Raw genomic sequence first — 25,130 nt, 5'->3', positions numbered from 1 at the left:
GGCCGCGCGCGTTCGCCGACGTCAAACCGGGTAAGATGGCACGTCGTGACCCTGCGCCTGTATGACACCGCTTCCCGAGAGGTGCGCGACTTCGTTCCGCTGCACCCCGGACATGCGTCGGTGTACCTGTGCGGCGCGACCGTCCAGGGCGTACCCCACATCGGCCATGTGCGCAGCGGGATCGCGTTCGACGTGCTGCGGCGCTGGCTCGAACATCAGGGCCTCGACGTCCTGTTCGTCCGCAACGTCACCGACATCGACGACAAGATCCTCCGCAAGGCGCACGACAACGGTCGTCCCTGGTGGGAGTGGGCGGCGACCCACGAGCGCGCTTTCGATTCCGCATACGACGCGCTGGGCGTGATCGCGCCGTCGAGCGAACCGCGCGCCACGGGTTTCATCACCCAGATGGTCGAGTACATGCAGCGACTCATCGACCGCGGACATGCCTACGAATCGGACGGCAACGTCTACTTCGACGTGCTGAGCCTGCCCGACTACGGATCGCTGTCGGGGCACCGGCTCGACGATGTCCATCAGGGGGAGAGCGCCGGGACCGGCAAACGGGACTCGCGTGACTTCACCCTGTGGAAGGCGGCCAAACCCGGCGAACCGTCGTGGCCGACGCCGTGGGGGCCCGGCCGTCCCGGCTGGCATCTCGAATGCTCGGCGATGGCCACGTCGCTTCTCGGTCCGGAGTTCGACATCCATTGCGGTGGAATGGATCTGATCTTCCCGCACCACGAGAACGAGATCGCGCAGGCGCACGGTGCCGGAGATCCGTTCGCCCGCTACTGGTTGCACAACGGCTGGGTGACCATGGGCGGCGAGAAGATGAGCAAGTCGTTGGGCAACGTGGTGGCGATCCCGGCGATGCTCTCGCGGGTACGCGCGGTGGAGCTGCGCTACTACCTGGGCAGTGCGCACTACCGGTCGATGCTCGAATACTCCGACGGCGCGCTCACCGAGGCGGCTGCGGGATACCGGCGAGTCGAGTCGTTCGTGACGCGGGTGTCGTCGCGCGTGGGTGAGGTGGCGGTCGGGGAGATTCCCGCGGAGTTCGCCGACGCACTCGACGACGATCTCGGCGTACCCGCCGGGCTCGCGGTGGTGCACAGCGTTGTGCGACAAGGTAATACCGCACTCGAGTCGGGTGACGGGACCGCCGCGCTCGCGGCCGCGTCGTCGGTGCGCGCGATGATGGGCATCCTCGGCGTGGATCCACTCGACGATCACTGGTCCGACGACAGTGCGGACGAGAGTGCGGCCACCACGGCACTCGATGTCCTGGTGCGCGCCGAACTCGATCGCAGAGCGCGGGCGCGCGCGGAAAAAGACTGGGCGACCGCGGATTCGGTCCGCGATCGACTCGCCGAGGCCGGCATCGAGGTCACCGACACACCAGATGGTGCGCAGTGGTCGCTGAAGGGAACGTCCTGACATGGCAGGAAACTCCAAACGTAAAGGCGCGGTGCGCAAGACCGGCAGCAAGAAGGGGCAGACGGTCGGTTCGGGCGGGCAGCGACGCCGCGGACTCGAGGCGCGCGGTGCCACACCGAAGGCGGTCGACCGGCCGTATCACCCTGCTCACAAGCGGGCCAAGGCGGCGGCGAAGACCACCACCGGTCGTGGCGGTGCCCGTACCCGCAAGGAAGACGGTCCCGAGTACGTCCTCGGCCGCAACCCGGTGCTGGAATGCCTGCGCGCCGGGGTGCCGGCAACCGCGCTGTACCTGGCCACCAACTCCGAGCCCGACGAGCGGGTCGCCGAGAGCGTGAAGATGGCAGGCGATTTCGGTGTCGCGATCCTCGAGGTGGGGAAGAACGAACTCGACCGCCTGTCGTCGAACGGTTTGCACCAGGGCATCGCCCTGCAGGTGCCCGAGTACCAGTACGCCCACCCCGACGACCTGATGCGCGACGCCGTCGACAGCGGGACGCCGCCGCTGCTGGTGGCGCTCGACAACATCACCGATCCGCGCAACCTCGGTGCGGTCATCCGCTCGGTCGCGGCCTTCGGTGGCCACGGTGTGCTCATCCCGCAACGTCGCAGTGCCAGTGTCACGGCGGTCGCGTGGCGGACCAGCGCCGGGGCTGCTGCTCGACTGCCCGTCGCGCAGGCGCCGAATCTTACTCGCACGCTGAAGGATTGGGCGGCCGACGGCGCCCAGCTGGTGGGTCTCGACACCGAGGGTGATGTGACCCTCGACGAGTACGACGGCACGGGACCCACCGTCATCGTGGTCGGGTCGGAGGGTAAAGGCCTCTCGCGGCTGGTGCGCGAGACCTGTGATTCCATCATGTCGATCCCGATGGCCGGCGATGTCGAGAGCCTGAACGCCTCGGTCGCGGCAGGCGTCGTGCTCGCCGAGTTCGCACGTCAGCGACGGCAGTAGCCCCGCCGCGGCCGCTAGACTGCGCGGCATGGGTGGACGCGGAGTGCCGGCGGATCTCGTCATCGACCTGAACGCCGACCTCGGTGAAGGTGTCGGCGACGATGAGGCCATGCTCGAGGTCGTCAGCAGCGCGAATGTGGCCTGTGGCTTTCACGCCGGAACGCCCGCGGAACTGATCGCGACATGTCGGGCGGCGGCCGACGCCGGTGTGCGGATCGGTGCCCAGGTCTCCTATCCGGACCGGTCGGGTTTCGGCAGGCGCTTCATGGACATCGCGCCCGACGACCTGACTGCCGATGTCATCTATCAGATCGGGGCCCTCGAGAGCATCGCCCGCTCGGTCGGCGCAGAGGTGTCGTATGTGAAACCGCATGGTGCGCTGTACAACTCCATCGTCAGGCACGAGGGGCAGGCGGACGCGGTGGTGGCGGCGATCGTCGGGCTCGGCGGTTCGTTGCCGCTGATGGGTCTGCCCGGCTCGGTGTCGTTGCGGATCGCCGGGGCGGCCGGGCTCCCGGTGATCATGGAGGCCTTCGCCGATCGTGGCTATCGGCCGGACGGCACCTTGGTCCCGCGGACCGAGCAGGGGGCCGTGCTGACCGACAGCGCCGAGATCGCGCGACGTGTCGTCGGGCTGATCGTCGACGGCACGGTCACCGCCGTCGACGGATCGGTGATCACCGTCGACGCCGAGTCCGTCTGCCTGCATGGCGACACCCCCGGCGCCGTCGCACACGCGCGTGCCGTCCGCGACGCGCTTCGGGAGGCCGGTATCTCGGTCTCGGCCTGAGGTCGCCGACGGCTACGCCGGTGAGACGGCGTCGTCTATGTTGGGGTACATGACATCGATCGATAGCAGGGTTACCACCGCCGATGGCATCGTCGAGGGCGCGCGGGGAAAACGCACCCGGCGCGGCACCATCAGCTGGAAAGGCATCCCATTTGCCGCGCCGCCCGTGGCCGGCCTGCGCTTTCGCGATCCGCAGCCGGTCAATCCGTGGCCCGGCGTCCGCGACTGCACCCGGTTCGCCAAGGCGGCGATCCAGGAGAAGCAGTTCACCGCGGTCGCTCCCGGTAAGTATCAGCCGGTAGGGGAGGACTGCCTCACCCTCAACGTGTTCGCACCCGACCGCCCGTCGTCGACGCCGCGACCGGTCATGTTCTTCATCCACGGCGGCGCGTACATCCTCGGCACCGCGGCGACACCTCTCTACGAGGGGTCGTTGCTCGCCCGCGCGCAAGATGTCGTCGTCGTGACCGTTCAATACCGGTTCGGCCCGTTCGGATTCCTCGACTTCGGCGCGTATGCCACCGATGACCGGCCGTTCGACTCGAATCTCGGCCTCAAGGACCACGTCGCGGCGCTGTCGTGGGTGCAGCGCAACATCGCGGCGTTCGGCGGAGACCCCGACAACGTGACCGTCTTCGGCGAGAGTGCCGGCGGCACGTCGGTGGTGAGTCTGTTGAGTACCCCTGCCGCGAACGGGCTGTTCACGAGGGCCATCGCGGAGAGTCCGGCCACCGAACTCGTCATCGGCAAGGACTCCGCGCGGATCTACGCCGACGAGTTCCTGCGCCTGCTGCGGGATCCGCAGCGTCGGTCGACGCAGATCGACACCGAGGCCGAACCGATCTCGGCCGCCGACGCCCAGGCGCTGCTCGCGCGGTCGTCGGCGAACGAGATCCACCGTGCCGGAGATCGTCTGATGAAGTTCGCCGCCGCCGCAGGCGTCGACGACGCGATCCCGTACGGACCGGTGGTCGACGGTGATTATCTGCCGGCATCGCCGCTGGATGCGGCCGCGGCGGGCACGACGCTCCCGGTGCCGCTGATCATCGGCAGCAATCACGACGAGGGGCAACTGTTCACCAAGTTCTGGAATGTGTTGCCGGACGCAGAGAAGGCCCTGGTCCGGGTCACCGACGAGCAGGACCGTCGGGAGATCCGGGCGCTGTACAACGGAGGTCAGCGTGACGACGTCCAGCTGGCGGCCGATGCGGTGTTCTGGGCGCCGATGGTGGCCTTCGCCGAGGGACACAGCCGGGTCGCGCCGACCTACGTCTATCGCTACGACTTCCACACTCGCATCCTGGCCGCGACCGGTGTCGGGGCCACCCACGCCACCGAACTGTTCGCGGTGTTCGGTGCCTATCGCACGGCGTTGGGTGCAGGCCTCGCGGTCGGGGACTGGCGGTCGACCGGGCGGGTGATCGCCGACGTGCAGGATCGTTGGGGTGCCTTCGCCACCGGCGGCGTTCCCGGGGTGGGGTGGCCGGCCTACGAGTCCGGCAGCCGGAAGGTGCTCATCATCGACGATCCCGACCGGGTGCAGACCGACCCGGAAGGCGCCCGTCGCGCCGCCTGGCAGAAGGTCCACGCCTCGGCGTGACCGACGGTGCCGTCGGCGGGAAAGAGGTTGCCGTCGGCGGGTGCGGATGCGGGTGGTCGGTCGGTGGTCAGGGGGCCCAGTGACTGGCCGGATCGGCCGCGAGGAACGAGACCACCAGCGGGTTGAAGAGTTCGGGCGATTCCACCGGCAGGATGTGCGTGCCCGGGAGTACCGCGAACCGGCCGTGGGGCAGCACCCGGGACAGGGCCAGCACGTGTTCGATGCGGACGACGCCCCGATCGGCCGCGACCACCAGGGTCGGGGCCGCGACGTCGGCGAAATCGTCGAGATCGTATTCGGGCTCACGGCTGAGCATGGCCACCGTCTTCTCGTACACGACATCGAAATGGTCGGGCCCATCGGGCGAGATCGGGACGTAGCCGCTGCGCAGGAACTCCACCGTGGACGGATTCCGCTGTTGGATCAGGCTGAAGAACTCGGCGGCCTCCTGGCCGTCGGTGTTGACGTAGTTGGCCACCAGCACCATGCGGTTGACCAGGTCGGGCCGTTGCCGGGCGACGAGCAGCGCTATCACCGCACCGTCGCTCCAGCCGACCAGGTGGGCCGGCGTGCTCACGACGTTCTCGAGGTAGTCGATGGTCTCGGCGGCCATGTCGGCGTAGGTGAACGGGCCGTCGTGATCGGGTGAGTGGCCGTGTCCACTGCGCTCGGGGGCGTAGACGTTCAATCCGACCCCGGTGAAATCGGCGATCTGTGAGCCCCAGGTGGCCGCCGACCCGAAGGCCCCGTGCAGCAGCACAATGGCCTGGCCAGAGGGGTCGCCCCCATGGAAATGCCACACCCGCCGTCCGTCGACGTCCACATAGACGCCGCCGTCGACCTGTTCACCCGCGGTCACGCTCGACACCCAGCCATCGTTCCAGAAGCGGCAGCCCGTAGGGGAACGGTTTCGACTCGAATCCACAACGACGAATCCACAACGACGAATCCACAACGACGAAACCGTGGCGACAAGACGAGAACGGGATTATCTCTGACACATCGGCGGCGAGTCGATTAAGTTCACTTCAGTGACACTGGGTATGTCTCGCCGAGAGCGCGGACGGCCACCGTCGGGTCGTGCGCCCATGAAGGGGTCCGATGGGCATTGATCAGAGGTCTCGTCGTGCCGGTCTGGTGCCGGTTGTCGTCATCGTCGTCGTCGGCATGATCGCCGCGCTCAGCGCGTTCGGGGGCATCGCATCGGCAGCTCCCGGCGATCCGCCCCCTCCGATGCGTCTCGACGACCTCGGGTCGTCGTCGACGATCTCACTGCCCGGTCAGCAGGGCGAGACCAGTCTGACGCTGCCGGTGCCGAGGGACCTCAGTCCGTCGGCGCTCCGCGGCAACCTGCAGCTCCCCGCGTTCGTCACCGGCGGCAGCATCGATGTCCTCCAGGGCGACCGATTGATCTCCCGGACGCCGCTCACCACCACACCGAACGCCCCGATCGAGTTGCCATTGCGGGGGGTGCGGGTGGACCGCAACGCTGCCGACATCGTGCTTCGCGGGTATCTCCGTGCCGAGGGCTTCTGCCAGTTCGATGCCGACCACGCATTGCGCATCACCAACACTACGGTCAGTTACGCCGGGCGGGAGGCGATCCCGACGGACGTCGCGGACTTCCTGCCGCCGGTCCTGCGCGGCTTGACCATCTACATCCCCGACGACGTGAAAGAAGCCGAGGGTGAGGCCGCGGTGAACCTCGCCACGGCGGTCGTGTCGAATTACGGGTCCGCACCGGTGCCCATCGAGACGGTCGCCCTGCCGCGCGGCGCGACCCCGCCGACGGTGCCCGGCCCGCTCGAGCGGCAGATCATGATCAGCACCGACGCCCCTCCCGGACTGAGCCTGCACGACAATCAAGGCTCCGCTTACCTCGAGATCGGCGGCTCGCCCGATGAGTTGGTCACGCAGACCCAGTTCCTCACCTCCAGCCTCGCGCCCATCGCGATGAGCTCGTCGGCGGTGGCCGGCGCACTCCATTCGGCGCCGCAGATCGCACCCGATGTGCAGAACCTCTCCGACCTCGGTGTCACGAACCAGAGCGTGACGTCGGCGGCGTGGCCGAGCCTCACGGTCGGCATCGATCAGACCCGGATGGGCAGGCCGTCGAAGGGCATCCGCGTCCAGCTCACCGGCTCCTACAGCCCGGGCGCACCCAACGCCGACGGTCTCATCTCGGTGAAGATCGGCGACCGGGCGATCGCGACGATCCCGGCCGACGAGAGCGGCACCTACGACACCTGGGTCGACATCCCCGACGACCTGTTGAGCCGCTACACCGAGCTGACCGTGACTCTCGAGCACGGCAACCTCGGCGAGACCTGTGGAACCGGCTACCGCAGCACACTGAGTCTGAGCTCGGCGGGAGAGGTCCAGGCCGACGAGGCCGATCCACCCCAGCCCAGCGGGTTCCAGTCGTTGCCGCAGGCGCTGATGCCGCGGACCCAACTCGCCTGGACCAAGGGCGATCCCGCCGATGTAGCCCGCGCGGTGTCGATCGCGTCGGGTCTGCAGAAGATGTCCGCCGTACCGCTCGGCATCGACGTGGTGTCGATGAACGATGCCGGGTCGTCGAGCCAGCCGGCGATCCTGATCTCGGCGGACGGTGCCGGCCTCCCGAGCCTGAACCTGCCGCTGCAATCCGACGGCCGCACGCTGAAAGTCGTCTCGGGATCGGGCGATTCGCAGCAGACCTCCTCGGTCACGTTGAATCCGGGTGTGAACTTCGGCGGGCTCGAGGTGACCCGTACCGGTGATCGGAGTCTGCTGGTCGCGACGTCCACGAACGATTCGAAGGACCTCGACGCACTGCTGGACTGGCTGTCGTCTGGCACCCGTTGGTCGGCGGTCGACGGAGACGCGATTCTCCAGGCGGCCGGGCGCGATCCGGTCACGGTCGCGGCGGACGAGGTGAATGCGGGCGCGCCGACGTCGGATACCGATACCGCGACGAGGATCTTCACCATCGTCGGTGTGGTCGCGGGTGGCGCGCTGCTCGCAGGGCTGGTGATCTTCGGCACGATCCTGCTGCGCAGGCGGCGCAACCGCGGTTCGCCCACACAGACGCCATGACGGTCACCGGCACCGCACCGGCATCCGCGTCGCGAGGTCCGGGGCTCCACGAGCGGCTGGCGGAGAACCCCGCGGTGGTCGTGGCGCTGCGCTGGGGCCTGGTTCTGGTGACGGCGGTGATCGCCTTCTGGCAGACGCTCGGCGCGGTCGCCACCGAGATGGTGGCGGGGACGATCATCACCTACCTGCCCGCGGCGGTCGTGCTCGTGGTGATCGCCGCGGTCGGCATTTCATGGCGTCGCGCAACGGAATTGCCGATCTACGATCGCCAGACCGACGTCATCGTCGGAGTTGTTCTGCTCGTGATCTCCATCTCCGTGAAGGCGATGAACCTCCGGTATCCGGGCGAATACCTCACCACGCATGTGGACCTGCTGGCGCTGTGGGTGTTCCTGTTGGGTGGCGCATGCATGGTGTTCGGTCTACGGCCGATCGCGCGGTATCGCGGGGCCTGGTTCCTGCTGCTGGTGATCTTCCCCGTCCCGTATCGGATCATCGTGCTGCCACTGGGCGGTGATTCGCTCGCCGCGGGAGTGGTGATGGTGGCGTTCGGCGCCATCGCGACCGGTGTGGCGACCGGGCGGACGCTCAATCGCGGGCTGGCCGGCGCGGCGATCGCGGGCGTGGTCGGCGTGGTCGCCCTGATCGGCGTGTGGCTGATCTTCCCGCATGCGGCTCGGGTGGTCTACCAGACCGTCCCCGCCGTGGGCGCGGCACTCGTGGCGAGTGCCCTGTTGTACGTCGACCACCGGCGTCGACACGAGTCATGGACTCCCCTGGGCCGACCCATGTACTCGGTCTCGGTCCGGAAGGTCGGGCGTCCGGGTCTGGCGCTGGTGGTGTTTGCGGTCGCGATGTTCTTCATCCCGATCCCTTCCTACGGGCAGACGCCCAACCAGGAGATCGATGGACTCGACACCCGCCCCCCGCTGGTCGTGCCATCGGGATGGGTGCAGAAGAACGTGACCCGATACGACTGGGTGGAACGTCTCTACGGACCCGAGTCGACCATGACGGTCCAAGACCTCTTCCAGGCCGAGGGCAGTACCGATTTCGACAAGTTCGCTCGTCCCCGGCGAGTGGAGGTGAACGCGGTCGAGGCCACGACCCCGTTGAGGTTCGAGGTGTATCCGGCGATCTTCGTCTACGACTTCGTCGGAGACAGATTCAGCGAACCGATCGAGGTGCCTCTGCCGCATGGTGTGACGGGCTATCTCCAAACGATCGTCGACGACGAGAGCTACCTGACCTTCACCAGGTTGTACTGGAGTTGGACCGACGGCCAGCGTACCCAGCGGGTCAGTCTGCTCTCGGTCGACAATCACGACCCCGACGCGGCTTTCCCGGTCCCGGACCTGACCGTCGCACGCAATCTGGCGACCTTCATGACGGTGCTGTTCCGGGGCAACTCGGTGACGGTCGACCTCGAGCCCCAGTTCAAGGACCGCGATCTGCTCGTCGGATGCGCCTCGGACCTGATCAACGCACAAGTGGGCGCGATCGGGGAGGAGTCGCGATGAACAACGACGAGACACGCAGTGTCGAGGAGTTGCTGGCCGATCCGGACTATCGCCAGGCGGCGTTGTATGACGCCGTCGAACGGCTCCGCGACGAGGACCCGGAGATGTCGGCCTCGCTGCCGTTCAGTCGCAGTCAGAAGATCATCGGGATCTCACTCGTGGTGGTCGTGGCCGTGTTGTTCGTCCTGTTCCCGATCGTGACGGTCGCGGTCCTGGTGTCGATCGCCACGCTGGTCTACATCGTGTCCCTGCTGGACCGCGTTCTCATCTTCCGGCGCGGCCTGGTCAGCGGTGCGATCGCGATCAACGACGACGAGGCCCGGGCGATCGCCGACGACGACCTTCCGCCGTACACTGTGCTCGTGCCGGCGTACGGGGAACCGGAGGTCGTCGGTGACCTGATCGCGGCGATGGAATCGCTCGCATACCCACACGACAAGCTGCAAGTGCTGTTGCTGCTGGAGGAGGATGACGCGCCGACGATCGAGGCGGCCCGAGACGTCGGCCACCACGACCTCGTGACCGTCGTGCTGGTGCCGCCCGCCCAGCCGCGGACCAAGCCGAAGGCGTGCAATTACGGGCTACATTTCGCGACCGGTGACATCGTGACCATCTACGACGCCGAGGACCTGCCCGACCCTCTGCAACTCCGACGTGTGGTCGCCGCGTTCCGCGGTTCCGACGACAGGGTCGTTTGTGTGCAGGGCAAGCTGAACTTCCACAACTCGCGCGACAACATCCTCACTGAATGGTTCACCGCCGACTACGGGATCTGGTTCAGTTACCTGCTGCCCGGACTGATGGTCAGTCGTTCACCGATCCCGTTGGGGGGCACGTCGAACCATTTCATCCGGGAGGTGATCGACGACATCGGCGCGTGGGATCCCTTCAACGTGACCGAGGACGCGGATCTGGGCGTGCGGATCGCCGGCCGCGGTTATCGCACCGCGGTGCTCGATTCGCTGACGCTGGAGGAGGCCAACGTCGACCCGATCAACTGGATACGACAACGATCGCGTTGGTACAAGGGCTACATGCAGACGTGGCTGGTGCATATGCGCCGTCCCGTCGCGCTGTGGCGAATCCTGGGGCCGGTCGGGTGGTTTCGGTTCACACTGCTGATCGCGGGCACCCCGGCGATCGCCTGCGTCAACATGATCTTCTGGCTGATCATGGTGGTGTGGATCGCGGGCCAGCCCAAGGTGTTCGCGGACATCTTCCCGGGACCGATCTACTATCTCTCGCTGATCTCGTTGATCTTCGGCAACGGCGCGGCCATCTACATGAACCTGGTCGCCATCCGTGAGGACGATCGGAGCAAGCTGCTGTGGTCGGCCCTGATCGTGCCGGCCTACTGGGTGATGATGAGCGTTGCCGCCATCAAGGGGATGTGGCAGATGCTCTTCAACCCGTCGTACTGGGAGAAGACCTTTCACGGCCTGTCGACCAGTGCCGAGGAGGCCGAGACGACCGAGGGCGCAGAGGCGTCCGCGGCGGGCAGTGCGGGTACTGCATGACCCGTCGGCAGATCATCGCGCTGTTCGTGGTGGTGTGGATCATCTATCTCACCCTGGGTGTCTATCTGGCCACCGACGTCCGATTCTTCATGGGCGACTCGCTGTCCCGCGTGCAGTCGGCGCAGAGTGTGCTGTTCAGTCGTGATCCGCACGTCTCCGCGATCGGCTTCATCTTCACGCCGCTGACGGCAATCATCCAGTTGCCTTTGACCGCCCTCAGCCCGATCTTCCCGGCCATGACGACGTCGGCGATCTCTGCGGCCGTCATGTCGTCGGCGTTCATGGCCGGATCGGTGATCCAGTTGTCCGGGATCGGCCGCGATCGGGGCATCGAACGGCGCATCCTGATCCCGGTGACCATCTGCTACGCGATCAATCCGATGATCGTGTTCTACGCGGCCAACGGTATGAGCGAGGCGCCGTACCTGTTCTTTCTCGCTTGGGGGGCCCGGCGCGGCATGCGCTGGATCGACACCGACGACGTCCACGAACTCGTCACCGCCGGAATGGCCCTCGGGTTCGCCTATCTGACGCGCTACGACGGCGCAGCAGCCTCGCTGGCCACCGGTATCGTTGTCGCCGTCGTCTCGTATCGCCGCTCCCCTCGGGCCACCCGGGTCACCCGCGCCATCCTCGACATGGGACTCGTCGCGCTGCCGAGTGCGGTCGCGTTTCTCGGGTGGGCGCTGACCAGTTGGCTGATCACCGGGGAGTTCTTCGCGCAGGTGGCTTCCCAGTACGGCAACGCCTCCATCCTGGAACTGTCGGGGGGGAGCGGTTCGGCGAATGCCTTCCAGGCATTGAAGTTCTCGATCGTCGAGGTCCTCATCCTCGCGCCGCTGTTCCCGCTGCTGCTGGCGATCGTCTGGAACGTCCGGCGCCGCTGGGGAAGAATGGGTCCGCTGCTCGCGCCGGTGCCGCTCATCGGTGGCGTGCTCTTCTTCCAGATCTGGAGCTATGCGCGGGGCACCACGTTCGGGTTCCTGCGGTTCTACATCACCGTGGTGCTGCTGGCGACCATCACCGCACTGATCGCGGTTCCGGCGCGTCGATCGACGCCGTTCCGACGGAAGGGCGCCAACGCGCGGATGCCCGACATGGTGGTGGCCCGCACAAAAGGTCATTTCGCGTTGGGGGTGGCCGCGGTGATCGCGATGGTGGTGGCCGTCCCGGTCACCGCCTGGGGTATGACTTCGACGAAGTATGCGCCCCAGGAGTTCGCACTACAGCAGGTGGTGTTCCCCGACCCCGATTCGACTGATCAGAAGGTCCTCGACGCGCAACGGACCCTGAGATCCTTCTCCACTGAACGTTCGTTGGCCCAGTATCTCGACAGCCTCGATCTCCCGCAGGGCAGCGTGCTCTGCGACACCGTGTACGGATTCGCCGTGATCGCGCAGTCGAGACATCCGAAACGGTTCGTGATCCCGTCCGACGAGGATTTCGACGAGACCGTGAACAACCCTGCCGCACATGGTGTCCGGTTGATGCTGGCGGTGCCGGTGACGGGGCGCGGAGCCTCCGACGCGCTCAACATCCGGTATCCGACTCTGTATGAGAACGGCGGAGGGATCGGCGTACTGATGCTCGAGGCCCCCAACCAGGGCGTCGATCTGCCGGATTGGCGGGTCTACCGCGTGACTCCCGCAGCGGAGTTGACCGAGAGCGAACAGCTCAAGACGGATCAGGCCGAGGCCTCCGGTGATTCCGACGATGATGCCACGGGCTGAGTGACGGGTCAGTGGACCGCCCCGTCGACGACCGTCCAGACCGGGTCGTCGGGACCGATGTCGTAGGTGCACTGATCGGGACGGGGATCGGGAACGAACGCCCATAACAGGCCGCCCGCGGTGCCCGCGGAACGTTGTTCGGAGAGCTTGTCGCGGAATCGATCCGCACGAGCGGCGATCGGTAGGCACGAGCCGGCCTTGATGCCGATCTCGTTGACCATGATCGGCTTGCCGAGCGAATGTGCCTGCCGGATCCGGGTGGGCAGATCGCTGCCGGCGGGTCCGTAGTCGGTGGGACCCCCGCCGTAGTCGTGGAAGTCGAGGACGTCGATCTGCGGCGACGACCCGACGTCGGCGTAGTCGGTGCCCTCCGTCCCGCACTGATCGCCCCCGATGAGCCCTGCGAAGATCGGACGACCCGGGTCGATCGACCTCAACCGTTCGCCTGCGTCGTCGAAGAACGACTTCAACACCGCCGCACCACCGTCGGGACATCGGCGTGCCTGCCAGTCGCACCCGCTGGTCCCGCAGACGCTGGTCTCGGGTTCACCCACGAGTTCCCAGCCTGCGACTGCCCGCTCGTCCTTCCATCGGGTCACCGCGGCCGTGATCCAGTCGGCGAAGGTCATGCCGCCCAGCGATTTACGGGTTAGCCAACCGTCGATGTACCAGGAACGGTCCTTGAACTGGTCGTCTTCACAGATTCCGGTACTGCCGGTCAGCACCGGCAGGATCAGCTGATCATGCCGCTCGGCTGCGGCGAGGACCGCGTCGAGTGGACCGAAATCCACCGAACCCGTCGTTTTGTCGACCACGAACATCGAGAAGAAGCTGATCCGCGTCAGTGCATGAGGGGGGAGCGCGCCGAAATAGTCGTCGAGGTCCACCTCGGCACCACACCCTTTGTTGACCGACCAATCCGTGCCGAGTTGGTAGGCGTTGAATCCGGACGGCCACCAGTCGTGTCCGTCGAGCAGCAACCCGGTGGGGGTGGTGGAGACCCGGCCGCTGAGCACGTGATGCGCGGGCGACTCGCCCGAGGGTTCCGGCGTGGACGGCGAGCAACCGGTTGCGACGACGGACGCCGCAACCAGGATGACGCAGAGTGAGGCAACCGTCCGGAGCCTGTGCACAGACGGAGACTACTCCGCTGTCGACGTAGGGTCCGAGATATGAATGTCGATCTCATTCGTCCCTCACGTGCCCGGCGGGTCGTCCGGATGGTCGGAGCGATCGGTTGCGTCGCGGCCACGATCGTCGCGGTGGCCGGATGCGGGTCGTCGGGGGACGGGCCCGCCGAGTCTCCGGATGACGCTCTGGCTGCGTCGACCAGTGACTCGACCAGCGCCCCGGGCGCCGCTGTGACCACCCCGGTGCTCCCACCGCCCTACGTTGACCACGTCGACTGGGTGCAGACCGACGTCGGGGCGAGCCTGCAGATCCACCCGACGTCGTCTGGCCGCCGGACCGACAACCCGCGCGGTGCGGACATCGCCTGGTCCGAGGTGCTCGCCATGGCACCCGATGCCGAGACCCCCGGCATGCGTGCACAGTTCGACTGCCACTGGAACTTCGCGCGCGCCGTGGAGCCCGACAAGCCGAGCTGGAACATCGAGCCGTCGCGCCCGGTGGTCACCGAGCAGGTGATGATCGAGACGCGGTGCAATCCCGGCGCGCCGGAGGAGTGACCGCATTCGCCGGTCGTGCGCAGTCCGTCGTCGAGCGTGCGCTGAACTGCGCCCGCTCGGCGAGATGACGGAACTCCGACCGACGTCAGCGGGTCGCGAAATGCCGTCGGTGTCCGGCCCACCGGCAGACGACATAGATCACGAACGAGATCGTGGTCACGAACACCGAGACCGGTAGACCCGGCGCGAGCGACAGGATCAGCCCGCCCACCGCGGCGACCTCCGCGAACACCACCGACAGCACGAGCACCGTCGTCGGATTCGCGGTGAGGCGCGCGGCGGCCGCGGCCGGCGTGATCAGCAACGACATCACCAGCAGCGCACCGATGATCTGGACGCCCTGGGCGCACGCGAGACCCATCAACACGGCGAACACCACCGACAGGGTCCGGATGGGTACGCCGTGAGCGCGGGCCACCCGCGGATCGAGTGAGGAGAACAGCAATGGGCGATAGATCACCGCCATGCCGATGACGACCACGACGGTGGTGATCGCGACCGCGGTGAGCCCGCCGGTGCCCACGCTCACCACCTGTCCGGTCAGCATCGCGAAACCTGTTCGTGCGCTGCCGTAGAGCGACAGGAACAGCACGCCCAGGCCGAGGCCGAAGGCCATCACCACGCCGATCACCGAATCACGTTCGCGCGCGCGGTTGCCCATGTAGCCGAAGACCGCGGCCACGACGACCGCACCGATCACCCCGCCCACGTTGATGCTGATGCCGAGCAGGAGGGCGGCCGAGGCGCCGGTCACCGACAACTCGCTGATGCCGTGGACCGCGAAGGACATCTGCCGCGCCACGATGAGTGGGCCGAGGATGCCGCCGAGCAGGCCGAGGAGCGCGACTGCGATGAGCGATTGCTGGACGAAGCCACGCCCGAGGAGTTCGGCGGTCTCGCTGAAATCCCAGAATTTGCTGATCTGTATCTCTGCGGCCGCCTGAGGGATTGCGACGGTCATGTGAGGCCGGACCGCCCTCCGTCGTCCTCCGGCTGGGTGGTGGCGGTCGCCGGCTCGGGCCGATGGTCGCAGTGATGGGCGTCCTCGCCGCCGATCACCAACAGTCGTCCGTTGACCCGCAACACCTCGACGTCGCTGCTGTAGAGATTCGAGAGCGTCTCGGTGGTCATCACCTCGTCGGGTGTGCCGATCCGGAAATGCCCGCCGACCAGGTAGAGCACCCGATCGACATAGGGGAGAATCGGGTTGATCTCGTGGGTCACGAACACGACCGCGGTGTCGGCTTTGCGCCGTCGTTCATCGATGAGTTCGACGACGAGCTGCTGATTGGTCGGGTCGAGGCTCGACAGCGGCTCGTCGCACAACAGCAACGTCGGGTCGCCGGTGAGCGACTGGGCCACCCGCAGACGTTGCTGCTCGCCACCGGACAACAACCCCATCGGGGCGTCGGCGTATGCGGTCGCCCCGACCTCGGCCAAGGCGGCGTCCACCAGCCGCCTGCGACGCGATCGGCCGCGCAGCCCGATGCCCCACCGGCCGCCGTCCACGCCGAAGCCGACGAGGTCGCGGCCGCGCATGGCCATCGGGTCGGCATCGTCGGCATGCTGCTGCGGGATGTAGCCGATGGCGTCGGTGACGTCGAGCGTGCCGGCGTCGAGGGGGTACTGGCCGAGCAGGCAGCGCAGGAATGAGGTCTTGCCGGAACCATTCGGTCCGAGCACCGCGATGAACTCGCCGCGCGCGATGCGCAGATTCAGGTCGTCCCAGAGCACCCGCGAGCCGAAGGCGAGTCGGCCGTGCTCGAAGGTGGCGACCGTATCCGGTCGCGGCCCGACGTCGGTCGTCGGCGTGACCGCCGGGTCGGTCCTGTGGTCAGGATCAGCCATGATGTCAGTGTGCGGCATGCTCACCCAGTGCGGCGCCCAACGCCTGGATCTGGCCGGACTGCCACGTGATGTAGTCGGTGACGCCGTCGGGCAGGGTCTCGGTGAACTCGACGACCGGAACGCCGGCCTTCTGGGCGGTCTGCAGCACACTCTCGGTGACCGAGTCCACCGCCTGGGTGTTGTAGACGAGCGCACCGACGGTGCGTGAGGTCAGCAGATCCTCCATCGCGGCCCGGTCGGCGGCCGACGGGGATTGGCCCTCTTCGACCGACTGGGCGAATCCGGCGGGCGCCGCGTCGACCAGCCCTGCCTCGTCGAGCAGATAACCCGCCAGCGGCTCGGTCTGCGCGACCTTGGTCCCGTCGTGAGCTGCCTTGATGGCGGCCAGCTGTCCTCGCAGACCGGTGATCTTCTCGTTGAAGGCCCTCGCGTTGGCCCGGAATGCATCGGCGTTGCCGGGATCCTTGGCGGCGAGTGCGTCCCCGACCTCGGTCGCCACCTGTCCGGCGACCGACAGGTCGTAGAAGACGTGCTCGTTCATGTCGGAATGGTCGCCACCGTCGTGATTCTCGCCCGCCAGGATGTCGTAGGCATTGATCGCGGTCGCGTCCGAGCCCTTGACGGCGTCTTCCATGTACGCGTCGTAGTGGCCGCCGTTCAGCACGACGACGTCGGCGTCGGTGACCTGCGCGGTGTCGGCTGCCGACGGCTCGAACTCGTGCGGATCGCCCTCGGAGTTGGTGTACAGCGAGGTGACGGTGGCCTTGTCGCCTGCCACCGCCGAAGCGACGGAACTCCACACATTCGTCGAGGTGACCACCGTGGGTGTGCCGGACGGGTTGCCGTCGTCGGTGCCCGAGCACCCGGTCAGGGCCAGGGCCCCGGCTCCGAGCAGGGCCGCGGTCGCAGCCAGTGTTCGCCTCATCGTGTCTCCGCCTCACGCAAATGACAATCGTTACCGAAAGCAGTGTAGGTGAGCGTCGGCCCGGTCGGCGAATCGGGCGGCTGGTCAGGCGTCACGGCGGCGAGTTGCCATCGATTCAATCGTGTACTATCGAATTCGGCCGAAGCGGAGCGTGGTGGCTACGCTCGGATCGCGGGGCATCTGCAAGGAGGAGCTTGGACATGGGTCGGCGTATCCGCACGATGCGACGTGACGGTGTCGCATGACCGGGCAACGCACGACCCCGACGGCTCAGCAGTACGTGCGCTACGCCTACGGCGCGAAACTCCCACCATCGATGAACGACTGGGTCACCCGCGATCTGGCGGGTCCCGGCGCCACGGTCCGGATGGTCGTCCGCTGGGCGATCCCCTGTCTGCTGCTGATCACCCCGATGATGTTCGTGCCTGCGGATCTGGTGGTGCGGCTGAACATGACGATCCCGATCATCATTCCGTACATCTTCTTCTCGATCGCTCTCAACCGGGTGTACCGGCGACACCGGCTCAGTCAGCACGGTCTCGATCCAGATCTGGTCAACAAGCTCGAGCGGGATCGCAATGCCGACCTCTATGACGAGTACCGGAGGAAGTACCGCGGCCGGTGACGCATCGGTCGGTCGGATCAGTCGACCGGGCCTCGCGTTGCGGTCGTCACGACCGGAACGACGAAGCGCTGCAGCATTTCTCGCTCGTCTGACGCGGTCTCGCCGGGGCTCGTCAACAGTGACACGATGACGCGCACCACCCACCGTGCGCGGTCGCGTCGTTCGTTCGGTCGGGTGCTCGGCGCGATGTCGCCGAGGAACCCCACCGCGATCTCCTCGATGGCGGGCGAGAGAAGAGCCAGATTCGCCGACTGCCCGGCGGCATCGGGGACGAACCATGCCGACAGCGCGGGGTTCGACCGCACGCCTGCCACGGCGGTGGTCACTGCGGCGAGCAGTCGGGCACCCGGATCGGACTCGTGCCGGGTGGCTGTGCCGACCGCTGTCCCAAGCTCGGCCGCGGCCCGATCGACATAGGCGGCAAGGACTTCCGACTTGCCGGGATAGTAGCGATACAACGTCGCACGCGAGCATCCGGCGGCCGAGGCGATGTCACGCATGGTCACCGCGGACACCCCCTTCTCGACGAACATCCGCTCGGCGATGTCGAGGATGTGCTGTGCGGCGAGCTCGGCCCGTTCCGGCGCGAGCCAGTCGGTGGTCGTGTCAGACATGGAACGGTACGAAGGTCGGTCGTCGAACGTAGTTGCCCTCGGCCCATTCGATCCCGGTCACGTCGACCGTGAACTCGGGTTGGCGGGCGAGCAGCTCGGTCAGCGCGACCCGTCCCTGCATCCGTGCCGCTGCGGCGCCCAGACAGTGATGGTTGCCGTGACTGAAGGTGAGGATGTTGCGGGGCCGGCGGGTGACGTCGAGGACGTCGGCGTCGGCCCCGTACACCTCGGGATCGCGATTGGCCGACCCGTAACAGAGCAATACCTTGCGACCCGCAGGGATCGTGACGGCGCCGTCGGCCGCCTCGGGCGGCAGATGGCCGACCCTCTGCGCGTCGGGCGCCGGGTAGGAGACGTCGCGGGTCGTGGTGCGCGCCAATCCCTGCGCAGGGGAGGTGAGGCGGAGCAACTCGTCGATGGCCCCGGGGATCAGGTCTGGATCCTCGACGAGCCGTCGTCGCTGATCCGGGTGTTGGTGAAGCAGCGCGACGCTGCCGCCGAGCAGGCCGGTAGTCGTGTCGTTGCCGCCGGCCACCATGGTGAAGGTGAATGCCAGGATCGAGAGCAGGCCCCCGGGATCGTCGGGGTCGTCGGCGAGGCCCGCGGCGACGAGCTGGGAGACCGTGTCGTCGGCCGGGTGGCGCTTGCGGTGGTCGACGAGTTCGGTGAAGTACGAGAGCATCTCCATCGTCGCCGCGCCCGCCGATTCGCCGGCGGCCGCCATCCCCCCGACGCCCGACGCGGCGCCGACGATCGCCTGGGTCCAGCCGTCGAAGCGGGACCAATCCTCCTCGGGCACACCGAGATAGTGGGCGACCACCATACTCGGCAATGGTTTGAAGAGCTCGCCGACGATGTCGGCGGGACCATCGGTGGGTAGTCGGTCGAGACGTTCGGCGACGAACTCGCGGACCTTGGGCTCCACCTCGATGACCTGCCGAGGAGTGAAGCCGCGGGCGACCAGCTTGCGGAACTCGGTGTGCGACGGCGGATCCTGCATGACCATCGGGGGGTGGTCGGCCATCCCGATGGCATCGAGTTCGCCATAGGTGACCGTGAGGCCCTGCGCCGAGGAGAAGGTCGCGGTGTCGTTCGCCGCGGCCATCACGTCGGCGTGGCGGGTCAGGACCCAGAAGTCGCCCGCGGCGCCGTTGTCGGCATCGGCGACCACCCGGTGCACCGGCGACCGTTCGCGCAGGGCCGCGTACATCGGGTGCGGATCCGCCCACGAGGGCCCCGACCGTAAGACGTACTCCGCGCGCTCAGACACTCCGATTGACATGTATTGATGGTGAGACACTATGAATCAAGTGTCAACCGCTTTCGCCGTGCGGGCGCAGAACCCCGCCCGCACGGCGGAGAACTGCGCCCGGGCGAGTGGAAGGGTGTGCTCAGGGCGCCGACGTGGCCGGGCCGAATGGCCCTGTCGACTTTCTCTAAGGTGGAGGGATGACCAGCCCCCCGTTGCCGAGGCGCGTCGCACTCATCTCCGTGCACACGTCACCACTGGCGCAGCCGGGTACCGGCGACGCCGGGGGGATGAACGTCTACGTCTGGCAGACCGCGACGCGGATGGCCCGTCGCGGGGTCGAGGTCGAGATATTCACCCGCGCGACGTCGTCGTCGGACGCGCCGAGCGTGCAGGCGGCACCCGGCGTGACCGTCAGAAACGTCGTGGCCGGACCGTTCGAGGGTCTCGACAAACGTGATCTGCCTGCTCAGCTCTGTGCGTTCACGGCGGGTGTCCTGCGCGCCGAGGCGATGCACAAGCCCGGCTACTACGACCTGATCCACTCGCACTACTGGTTGTCCGGCCAGGTCGGCTGGCTCGCGCGGGATCGATGGGGAGTGCCGTTGGTGCACACCGCGCACACTCTGGCAGCGGTCAAGAACGCGTCGCTGGCGAAAGGCGACACGGCCGAACCCATGCTGCGGGTGATCGGCGAGCAGCAGGTGGTCGACGAGGCCGATCGCATGGTGGTGAACACCCAGACCGAGGCGACCGAGCTGGTGTCGATGTACAACGCCGACCGCGCGCGGATCGACGTGGTGACGCCCGGCGCGGATCTCGATGTCTACTCGCCGGGGCCGCGTGCCCTGGCGCGCGCCGAACTGGGCCTTCGCGACGACGAGACGGTACTGACCTTCGTTGGGCGGATTCAGCCACTCAAGGCTCCCGACGTTCTGTTGGCGGCCGCCGCCCCGATCATCGAGCTGTCGCGTGGGCAGGGGCGCCGGGTCAGGGTCCTCATCGTCGGCGGGCCGTCGGGGACCGGCCTCGCGCAGCCCACCGCCCTCATCGACCTGGCCGCGGACCTGGGTATCGCCGACTCCGTCACCTTCCTCCCGCCCCAATCCGCGGATCGGCTCGCCCAGGTGTACCGCGCCTCGGATCTGGTTGCCGTGCCGAGCTACTCGGAGAGCTTCGGGCTCGTCGCCATCGAGGCGCAGGCCTGTGGTACCCCGGTGGTGGCCGCCGACGTGGGGGGTCTGAGCGTCGCCGTGGCGGACGGCCGGACCGGTGTGTTGGTCGACGGGCACGACGTCGAGGACTGGTCGCGTGCGATCGGAGCGCTGCTGGCCGATCCCGACCGCCTGGCGTCGATGCGGCAGAACACCCGCGCGCACGCCGAGCAGTTCTCGTGGGAGCACACCTCGACCCAACTGCTCTCCAGTTATTCGGCCGCGATGCAGTCGTTTGCCACCCGGAATCCGGGCGCCGCCGGGGCGGCCACCGTGCGGCGCGGCTCCCGGCGCTGGCGCAGACGCCGGTCCAAGATGAGTGTGGGACAAGGATGAACGAGTGAACCAGGCCGAGATCGTCGAACTGCTCGAAACCGCCCTGACCGAACGGGAGATCTCGTTCAGTCGCAAGGATGCCGGTGGCGCCCAGGCCGATCACCTCGTGCTGGAACTGCCCGGCGAGCGCAAGCTGACGACCACCGTCCTCCTGACCGCCGGCCCGCACGGCGTCCGTGTGGAGGCGTTCGTGTGCCGGCGTCCGGACGAGAACCACGAGGGCGTCTATCGCTACCTGCTCCGGCGCAACCGTCGGCTGTACGGGGTCGCATACACGATCGACAACACCGGCGACATCTACCTGGTCGGCCGCATCTCGGGTGATGCATTGAGCGCAGACGAACTCGACCGGGTCCTCGGTCAGGTCCTCGAGGCCGCCGACGGCGACTTCAACACACTTCTGGAGATCGGATTCCTCGCCTCGATCCAACGCGAGTGGGCGTGGCGGGTGTCGCGTGGCGAGTCCCTGCGCAATCTGCTCGCGTTCGAGCACCTGATCGACAAGGAGTCACTGCCCGAACCCGGCGAACCGCTGCCGGACCGCTATGTTCCGGGCGTGACGTCGGTCGACTCGGTAGGGGAGCGGTCGGACGGTTCGGCCGATGACCTGGACTGATGACGGCGCTGACCGTTCGACCGAAGGTGTGGGCGCCCTCACAGTGATCGTGGTCGTCTCGTAGAGTTGTGCCTGCGCAGGACCGGATCGCCAGATGCGGACGAATCGGACGATGCGGACATCGCGTTCGGGCGGAACTCGACAACGAGTATTGCTACGATTGCGCCCGAAAGATCACCAACGGAGGTGTCATGAGCTTCAAGAGTCCCTATCCCGACGTCGAGATCCCCGACGTGAGTGTCTACGACTTCTTGTTCGGGTCGATCGCCGACGAGGATCTCGACCGGGTGGCGCTGGTCGACCCGAAGTCGGGCGACGAGACCACCTATCGCCGGTTGATCGGCCAGATCGACGCAGCGGCAGGCGCCCTGGCGGCGCGCGGGATCGGGGTCGGCGACGTGGTCGGCGTGCTGTCGCCGAACATCCCGGCCTTCGCGACGGTCTTCCATGGCATCCTGCGGGCCGGCGGCACGGCGACGACGATCAATGCGCTGTTCACCGCACCCGAGATCGCCAAGCAGCTGACAAACGCCAACGCGACCATGCTCATCACCATCTCGCCGATGCTCGAGCAGGCGGCCGCGGCCGCCAAGGAAGTCGGCATCGCCGACGAGAACCTGATCGTCCTCGACGGCGAGGGGCAGGAGAGTTCGGGTCATCCGAACGCGGTCGATCTGCTCGGCCCGAATCTGCCGGCGCCGGACATCACGATCGACCCGGCCACCCACGTCGCGGCGCTGCCCTACAGTTCGGGCACCACGGGCAACCCGAAGGGTGTCGCGCTCAGCCACCGCAACCTGGTCGCCAACGTCGCCCAGATCAAGCCGCTGCAGGGTGTGACGAACGACGACGTGGTGATCGCGGTCCTGCCGTTCTTTCACATCTACGGGATGACGGTGTTGCTCAACGCCGCGCTCTACAACCGTGGGCGCCTGGTGATCATGCCGCGGTTCGACCTGGTCGAGTTCCTGGAGAACATCCAGAACCAGAAAGTGACCAAGGCCTTCATCGCGCCGCCGGTCGCGGTCGCATTGGCCAAGCATCCGATCATCGACAACTACGACCTGTCGTCGCTGGAGGTCATGATGTCGGGCGCCGCCCCCCTCGACGACGAGCTCGGCAAGGCGGTCGCGAAGCGGCTGGACCTGCACATGCTGCAGGGCTATGGCATGAGCGAGTTGTCGCCGGTCAGCCATCTGATCCCGATCGACACCAAGGCCGCGCTGGGCTACGACGAGCCGCCGCTCTCGTCGACCGGCTGGGCGATCCCCAACACCGAGAACAAGATCGTCGACCCGGCCACCGGTGACGAGATCGACCTGCCGACGGAAGGTCTCTCGGAGCCCGGGGAACTCTGGGTGAAGGGCCCGAACGTCATGCTGGGTTACCTCAACAACGAGCAGGCCACCGCCGACACCATCGACGCCGACGGTTACCTGCACACCGGCGACATGGCACAGGTCGACCCGACCGGGTGCGTCTACATCGTCGACCGGCTCAAGGAGCTCATCAAGTACAAGGGCTACCAGGTCCCACCGGCCGAGCTCGAGGCGCTGTTGCTCACGCACCCGGGGATCGCCGACACCGCGGTCATCGGCGTCAACGACGACGACGGCGAAGAGATCCCGAAGGCTTTCGTCGTCAAGCAGCCCGATGCGGAGCTGAGCGAGACCGAGGTCATCGAGTTCGTCGCGGCAAAGGTCGCGCCGCACAAGAAGGTCCGGGTGGTCGAGTTCATCGACGCGATCCCGAAGTCCGCATCGGGCAAGATCCTGCGCAAGGACTTGCGTAAGTAGCCTCGGACGCAGGTGGTCTCGATACGCCCGCTCGCCTGGCAGCTCGCGGGCTACTCGACCAGCGGATAACGGATCTGGCGGACAACGTATTCGCCGGTCGAGTAGCCCGAGGCGCTGGCCGAGGGCGTATCGAGACCCGTCAGTTCACGTCCTCGAGGTGTCCCTCGGGGACGTGCTGACGTCTGTGGTGCCGGTAGGTCACGACCCACAGGATGACGCCGAGCAGGAGCAGCCACCCGGCGATCACGTACTGCTCCGAGTCACGTCCGGTCACCGGCAGGGTGAGGTAGCCGCAGGTGATCGCACCCAGCACCGCGAGCGGTGTCCAGGTGCGGAAATGTTTGTGCTGCACCGGCTTACGCCGGAGAACCAGCACCGAGACGTTCACCACGGTGAACACCGCGAGCAGGAGCAGCGCGGTGGTGCCGCCCAGTAGGCCGACCACCGAACTCTCCGGGTCGGCGCTCACGTACACGAGCAGGCAGAGGGCGATGACCGTGGTGAAGATGATGGCCGCCACGGGAGTCCGTCGACCGGGGTGCACATAGGAGAGGAACGCAGGTAACACGCCCTGCTTCGACATGCCGTAGAGCAGGCGGCTGGCCATCATCATGTTGATCAGTGCGGTGTTGGCCACGGCGAACATCGAGATCCACGGCAGGAGATCGCCGATGGGGAAGTCGGGCGCAGCGGACTGCACCACGTCGACGAGCGGCGTCTCGCTCTCGGCGAGCACGCCGACCGGCACGATCGCCACCGCGCAGATGGAGATCAGCACATAGACGACCGCGGTGATCGCCAGACCGCTGAGCATCACCTTCGGGAAGATGCGCACCGGTTCCTTGCACTCCTCGGCCATGTTGACCGAGTCCTCGAATCCGACGAGGGCGAAGAACGCCAGTGAGGTGGCGGCCGTGATGGCGACGAAGACGTTCTTGTCGTCGGGTGTCTCGAAGGCGACCACCGCATCCCAGTGTTCGGCGTTGCCGCCGACGATGAACCAGTAGCCGATGAAGATGACCATCAGCAGGCCGGACAGTTCGACGAGCGTGAGCACCACGTTGGTGCCCACTCCCTCGGCGACACCGCGGAAGTTGATGAACATGACGACGAGCAGAAATGCGATCGCGAAGAACAGCAGGGCCGGACTCGTGGCATCCGGTTTGTCGCCCCCGCTGAACGCGGTGAGCATGTTGACGGCGAACGCGCGAGACGCCGTCGTGGCCGACGTGATGCCCGAGCACATCACCGTGAACAACACGATGAAGGTGATGAAGTGGACCCCGAATGCCTTGTGCACGTACAGGGCGGCACCCGCTGCCTGGGGGTACTTGGTCACCAGTTCGAGGTAGGAGAACGCGGTGAGGGTGGCCACCGCGAAGGCGATCAGGAACGGTGCCCAGGCCGCGCCGCCGACCTCACCTGCCACTTGACCGGTGAGGGCGTAGACGCCCGTTCCCAGGATGTCGCCGATGATGAAGAGCAGCAGTAGCTTCCACCCGAGGACACGTCTGAGTTCGGGCTGCTTGGACTCTCCGGCACCGGCCGCGCCGGTCTCCGCGCTGACGGTCATGTAGAGAAGGTAGATC

General features: G+C 67.0%; 21 protein-coding genes. 13 read left to right on the top strand and 8 right to left on the bottom strand.

The window, feature by feature from the left end:
- The first annotated feature begins 45 nt into the window (after positions 1-45).
- Genes cysS through IDF66_RS05965 form a run of 4 tightly spaced genes read left to right on the top strand, consistent with a single transcriptional unit; the run spans position 46 to position 4,785 of the window.
- Positions 46-1,440, top strand: a complete 1,395-nt coding sequence (gene cysS / locus IDF66_RS05980; protein WP_164310856.1) for a cysteine--tRNA ligase — start codon at positions 46-48, stop codon at positions 1,438-1,440.
- A 1-nt stretch (position 1,441) separates the two neighbouring features.
- Positions 1,442-2,395, top strand: a complete 954-nt coding sequence (gene rlmB / locus IDF66_RS05975) for a 23S rRNA (guanosine(2251)-2'-O)-methyltransferase RlmB (RefSeq protein WP_190266034.1) — start codon at positions 1,442-1,444, stop codon at positions 2,393-2,395.
- A 28-nt stretch (positions 2,396-2,423) separates the two neighbouring features.
- A complete protein-coding gene (locus IDF66_RS05970; protein ID WP_190266033.1) occupies positions 2,424-3,185 on the top strand; it encodes a LamB/YcsF family protein in 762 nt (253 codons plus the stop codon).
- A 49-nt stretch (positions 3,186-3,234) separates the two neighbouring features.
- Positions 3,235-4,785: a carboxylesterase/lipase family protein gene (locus tag IDF66_RS05965; protein WP_190266032.1), complete on the top strand. Its 1,551-nt coding sequence runs from the start codon at positions 3,235-3,237 to the stop codon at positions 4,783-4,785.
- A 67-nt stretch (positions 4,786-4,852) separates the two neighbouring features.
- Here IDF66_RS05965 and IDF66_RS05960 read toward each other — a convergent pair whose 3' ends face one another.
- Entirely contained in the window at positions 4,853-5,653 is an 801-nt protein-coding gene (locus IDF66_RS05960) for an alpha/beta fold hydrolase (protein WP_190266031.1), read from the bottom strand.
- 233 nt (positions 5,654-5,886) lie between these two features.
- Here IDF66_RS05960 and IDF66_RS05955 point away from each other — a divergent pair, with 233 nt between their 5' ends.
- Genes IDF66_RS05955 through IDF66_RS05940 form a run of 4 tightly spaced genes read left to right on the top strand, consistent with a single transcriptional unit; the run spans position 5,887 to position 12,630 of the window.
- Positions 5,887-7,863: a hypothetical protein gene (locus IDF66_RS05955; protein WP_190266030.1), complete on the top strand. Its 1,977-nt coding sequence runs from the start codon at positions 5,887-5,889 to the stop codon at positions 7,861-7,863.
- On the top strand, positions 7,860-9,383 hold the full coding sequence (locus IDF66_RS05950) for a hypothetical protein (RefSeq protein ID WP_190266029.1): 1,524 nt from the start codon (positions 7,860-7,862) through the stop codon (positions 9,381-9,383). The genes IDF66_RS05955 and IDF66_RS05950 overlap by 4 nt, the downstream gene beginning before the upstream one ends.
- Positions 9,380-10,900: a glycosyltransferase gene (locus IDF66_RS05945; protein ID WP_223309120.1), complete on the top strand. Its 1,521-nt coding sequence runs from the start codon at positions 9,380-9,382 to the stop codon at positions 10,898-10,900. Before IDF66_RS05950 ends, IDF66_RS05945 begins: the two co-directional genes overlap by 4 nt.
- The gene (locus tag IDF66_RS05940; RefSeq protein ID WP_190266027.1) at positions 10,897-12,630 is read left to right on the top strand and encodes a glycosyltransferase family 39 protein; all 1,734 of its coding nucleotides are present in this window, start codon (positions 10,897-10,899) and stop codon (positions 12,628-12,630) included. The genes IDF66_RS05945 and IDF66_RS05940 overlap by 4 nt, the downstream gene beginning before the upstream one ends.
- A gap of 8 nt (positions 12,631-12,638) precedes the next feature.
- Here IDF66_RS05940 and IDF66_RS05935 read toward each other — a convergent pair whose 3' ends face one another.
- Positions 12,639-13,763 carry a beta-mannosidase gene (locus IDF66_RS05935; protein WP_190266026.1) on the bottom strand — a complete coding sequence of 375 codons (1,125 nt, stop codon included), beginning with the start codon at positions 13,761-13,763 and terminating at the stop codon, positions 12,639-12,641.
- Positions 13,764-13,802: 39 nt separating this feature from the next.
- Between IDF66_RS05935 and IDF66_RS05930 the strand changes: the two genes are divergently transcribed.
- Positions 13,803-14,318 carry a DUF2599 domain-containing protein gene (locus IDF66_RS05930; RefSeq protein ID WP_223309119.1) on the top strand — a complete coding sequence of 172 codons (516 nt, stop codon included), beginning with the start codon at positions 13,803-13,805 and terminating at the stop codon, positions 14,316-14,318.
- 85 nt (positions 14,319-14,403) lie between these two features.
- Here IDF66_RS05930 and IDF66_RS05925 read toward each other — a convergent pair whose 3' ends face one another.
- Genes IDF66_RS05925 through IDF66_RS05915 form a run of 3 tightly spaced genes read right to left on the bottom strand, consistent with a single transcriptional unit; the run spans position 14,404 to position 17,091 of the window.
- On the bottom strand, positions 14,404-15,279 hold the full coding sequence (locus tag IDF66_RS05925; RefSeq protein ID WP_164310865.1) for a metal ABC transporter permease: 876 nt from the start codon (positions 15,277-15,279) through the stop codon (positions 14,404-14,406).
- Positions 15,276-16,166 (bottom strand): metal ABC transporter ATP-binding protein, encoded by an 891-nt coding sequence (locus IDF66_RS05920; RefSeq protein WP_190266025.1) that lies wholly within the window; start codon positions 16,164-16,166, stop codon positions 15,276-15,278. The genes IDF66_RS05925 and IDF66_RS05920 overlap by 4 nt, the downstream gene beginning before the upstream one ends.
- Positions 16,167-16,170: 4 nt before the next feature.
- Entirely contained in the window at positions 16,171-17,091 is a 921-nt protein-coding gene (locus tag IDF66_RS05915) for a metal ABC transporter solute-binding protein, Zn/Mn family (protein ID WP_190266024.1), read from the bottom strand.
- 241 nt (positions 17,092-17,332) lie between these two features.
- Here IDF66_RS05915 and IDF66_RS05910 point away from each other — a divergent pair, with 241 nt between their 5' ends.
- A complete protein-coding gene (locus IDF66_RS05910; RefSeq protein ID WP_164310868.1) occupies positions 17,333-17,716 on the top strand; it encodes a DUF5313 family protein in 384 nt (127 codons plus the stop codon).
- Between the two features lie 17 nt (positions 17,717-17,733).
- Here IDF66_RS05910 and IDF66_RS05905 read toward each other — a convergent pair whose 3' ends face one another.
- Both IDF66_RS05905 and IDF66_RS05900 read right to left on the bottom strand, forming a co-directional pair.
- On the bottom strand, positions 17,734-18,330 hold the full coding sequence (locus IDF66_RS05905) for a TetR/AcrR family transcriptional regulator (RefSeq protein ID WP_190266023.1): 597 nt from the start codon (positions 18,328-18,330) through the stop codon (positions 17,734-17,736).
- Positions 18,323-19,612 (bottom strand): cytochrome P450, encoded by a 1,290-nt coding sequence (locus IDF66_RS05900; RefSeq protein WP_190266022.1) that lies wholly within the window; start codon positions 19,610-19,612, stop codon positions 18,323-18,325. The genes IDF66_RS05905 and IDF66_RS05900 overlap by 8 nt, the downstream gene beginning before the upstream one ends.
- Before the next feature lie 167 nt (positions 19,613-19,779).
- On the opposite strand from IDF66_RS05900, the gene mshA reads away from it, so the two are divergent.
- From mshA to IDF66_RS05885, 3 genes are all read left to right on the top strand, one after another.
- Positions 19,780-21,129, top strand: coding sequence for a D-inositol-3-phosphate glycosyltransferase (mshA, locus tag IDF66_RS05895; protein ID WP_164310871.1), 1,350 nt, complete (start codon positions 19,780-19,782; stop codon positions 21,127-21,129).
- Between the two features lie 4 nt (positions 21,130-21,133).
- On the top strand, positions 21,134-21,745 hold the full coding sequence (locus tag IDF66_RS05890; protein WP_190266021.1) for a type III secretion system chaperone family protein: 612 nt from the start codon (positions 21,134-21,136) through the stop codon (positions 21,743-21,745).
- A gap of 191 nt (positions 21,746-21,936) precedes the next feature.
- Positions 21,937-23,541 carry an AMP-binding protein gene (locus IDF66_RS05885; RefSeq protein ID WP_190266020.1) on the top strand — a complete coding sequence of 535 codons (1,605 nt, stop codon included), beginning with the start codon at positions 21,937-21,939 and terminating at the stop codon, positions 23,539-23,541.
- Between the two features lie 139 nt (positions 23,542-23,680).
- On the opposite strand, the gene IDF66_RS05880 is transcribed toward IDF66_RS05885, so the two are convergent.
- A complete protein-coding gene (locus IDF66_RS05880; RefSeq protein ID WP_190266019.1) occupies positions 23,681-25,114 on the bottom strand; it encodes an APC family permease in 1,434 nt (477 codons plus the stop codon).
- Positions 25,115-25,130 lie beyond the last annotated feature (16 nt).

Source organism: Gordonia hankookensis (assembly GCF_014673215.1).
GTDB classification, from domain to species: domain Bacteria; phylum Actinomycetota; class Actinomycetes; order Mycobacteriales; family Mycobacteriaceae; genus Gordonia; species Gordonia hankookensis.
Note: the sequence above shows the minus strand (reverse complement) of the source record. Positions and strands in the feature narration are given on the sequence as shown.

Excerpts from the sequence above, each read along its gene's own strand:
- rlmB (WP_190266034.1), top strand. The coding sequence starts at position 1,442 with ATGGCAGGAAACTCCAAACGTAAAGGCGCGGTGCGCAAGACCGGCAGC.
- IDF66_RS05970 (WP_190266033.1), top strand. The coding sequence starts at position 2,424 with ATGGGTGGACGCGGAGTGCCGGCGGATCTCGTCATCGACCTGAACGCC.
- IDF66_RS05965 (WP_190266032.1), top strand. The coding sequence starts at position 3,235 with ATGACATCGATCGATAGCAGGGTTACCACCGCCGATGGCATCGTCGAG.
- IDF66_RS05955 (WP_190266030.1), top strand. The coding sequence starts at position 5,887 with ATGGGCATTGATCAGAGGTCTCGTCGTGCCGGTCTGGTGCCGGTTGTC.
- IDF66_RS05950 (WP_190266029.1), top strand. The coding sequence starts at position 7,860 with ATGACGGTCACCGGCACCGCACCGGCATCCGCGTCGCGAGGTCCGGGG.
- IDF66_RS05945 (WP_223309120.1), top strand. The coding sequence starts at position 9,380 with ATGAACAACGACGAGACACGCAGTGTCGAGGAGTTGCTGGCCGATCCG.
- IDF66_RS05940 (WP_190266027.1), top strand. The coding sequence starts at position 10,897 with ATGACCCGTCGGCAGATCATCGCGCTGTTCGTGGTGGTGTGGATCATC.
- IDF66_RS05930 (WP_223309119.1), top strand. The coding sequence starts at position 13,803 with ATGAATGTCGATCTCATTCGTCCCTCACGTGCCCGGCGGGTCGTCCGG.
- IDF66_RS05925 (WP_164310865.1), bottom strand. The coding sequence starts at position 15,279 with ATGACCGTCGCAATCCCTCAGGCGGCCGCAGAGATACAGATCAGCAAA.
- IDF66_RS05920 (WP_190266025.1), bottom strand. The coding sequence starts at position 16,166 with ATGGCTGATCCTGACCACAGGACCGACCCGGCGGTCACGCCGACGACC.
- IDF66_RS05915 (WP_190266024.1), bottom strand. The coding sequence starts at position 17,091 with ATGAGGCGAACACTGGCTGCGACCGCGGCCCTGCTCGGAGCCGGGGCC.
- IDF66_RS05910 (WP_164310868.1), top strand. The coding sequence starts at position 17,333 with ATGACCGGGCAACGCACGACCCCGACGGCTCAGCAGTACGTGCGCTAC.
- IDF66_RS05905 (WP_190266023.1), bottom strand. The coding sequence starts at position 18,330 with ATGTCTGACACGACCACCGACTGGCTCGCGCCGGAACGGGCCGAGCTC.
- IDF66_RS05900 (WP_190266022.1), bottom strand. The coding sequence starts at position 19,612 with ATGTCAATCGGAGTGTCTGAGCGCGCGGAGTACGTCTTACGGTCGGGG.
- mshA (WP_164310871.1), top strand. The coding sequence starts at position 19,780 with ATGACCAGCCCCCCGTTGCCGAGGCGCGTCGCACTCATCTCCGTGCAC.
- IDF66_RS05885 (WP_190266020.1), top strand. The coding sequence starts at position 21,937 with ATGAGCTTCAAGAGTCCCTATCCCGACGTCGAGATCCCCGACGTGAGT.
- IDF66_RS05880 (WP_190266019.1), bottom strand. The coding sequence starts at position 25,114 with ATGACCGTCAGCGCGGAGACCGGCGCGGCCGGTGCCGGAGAGTCCAAG.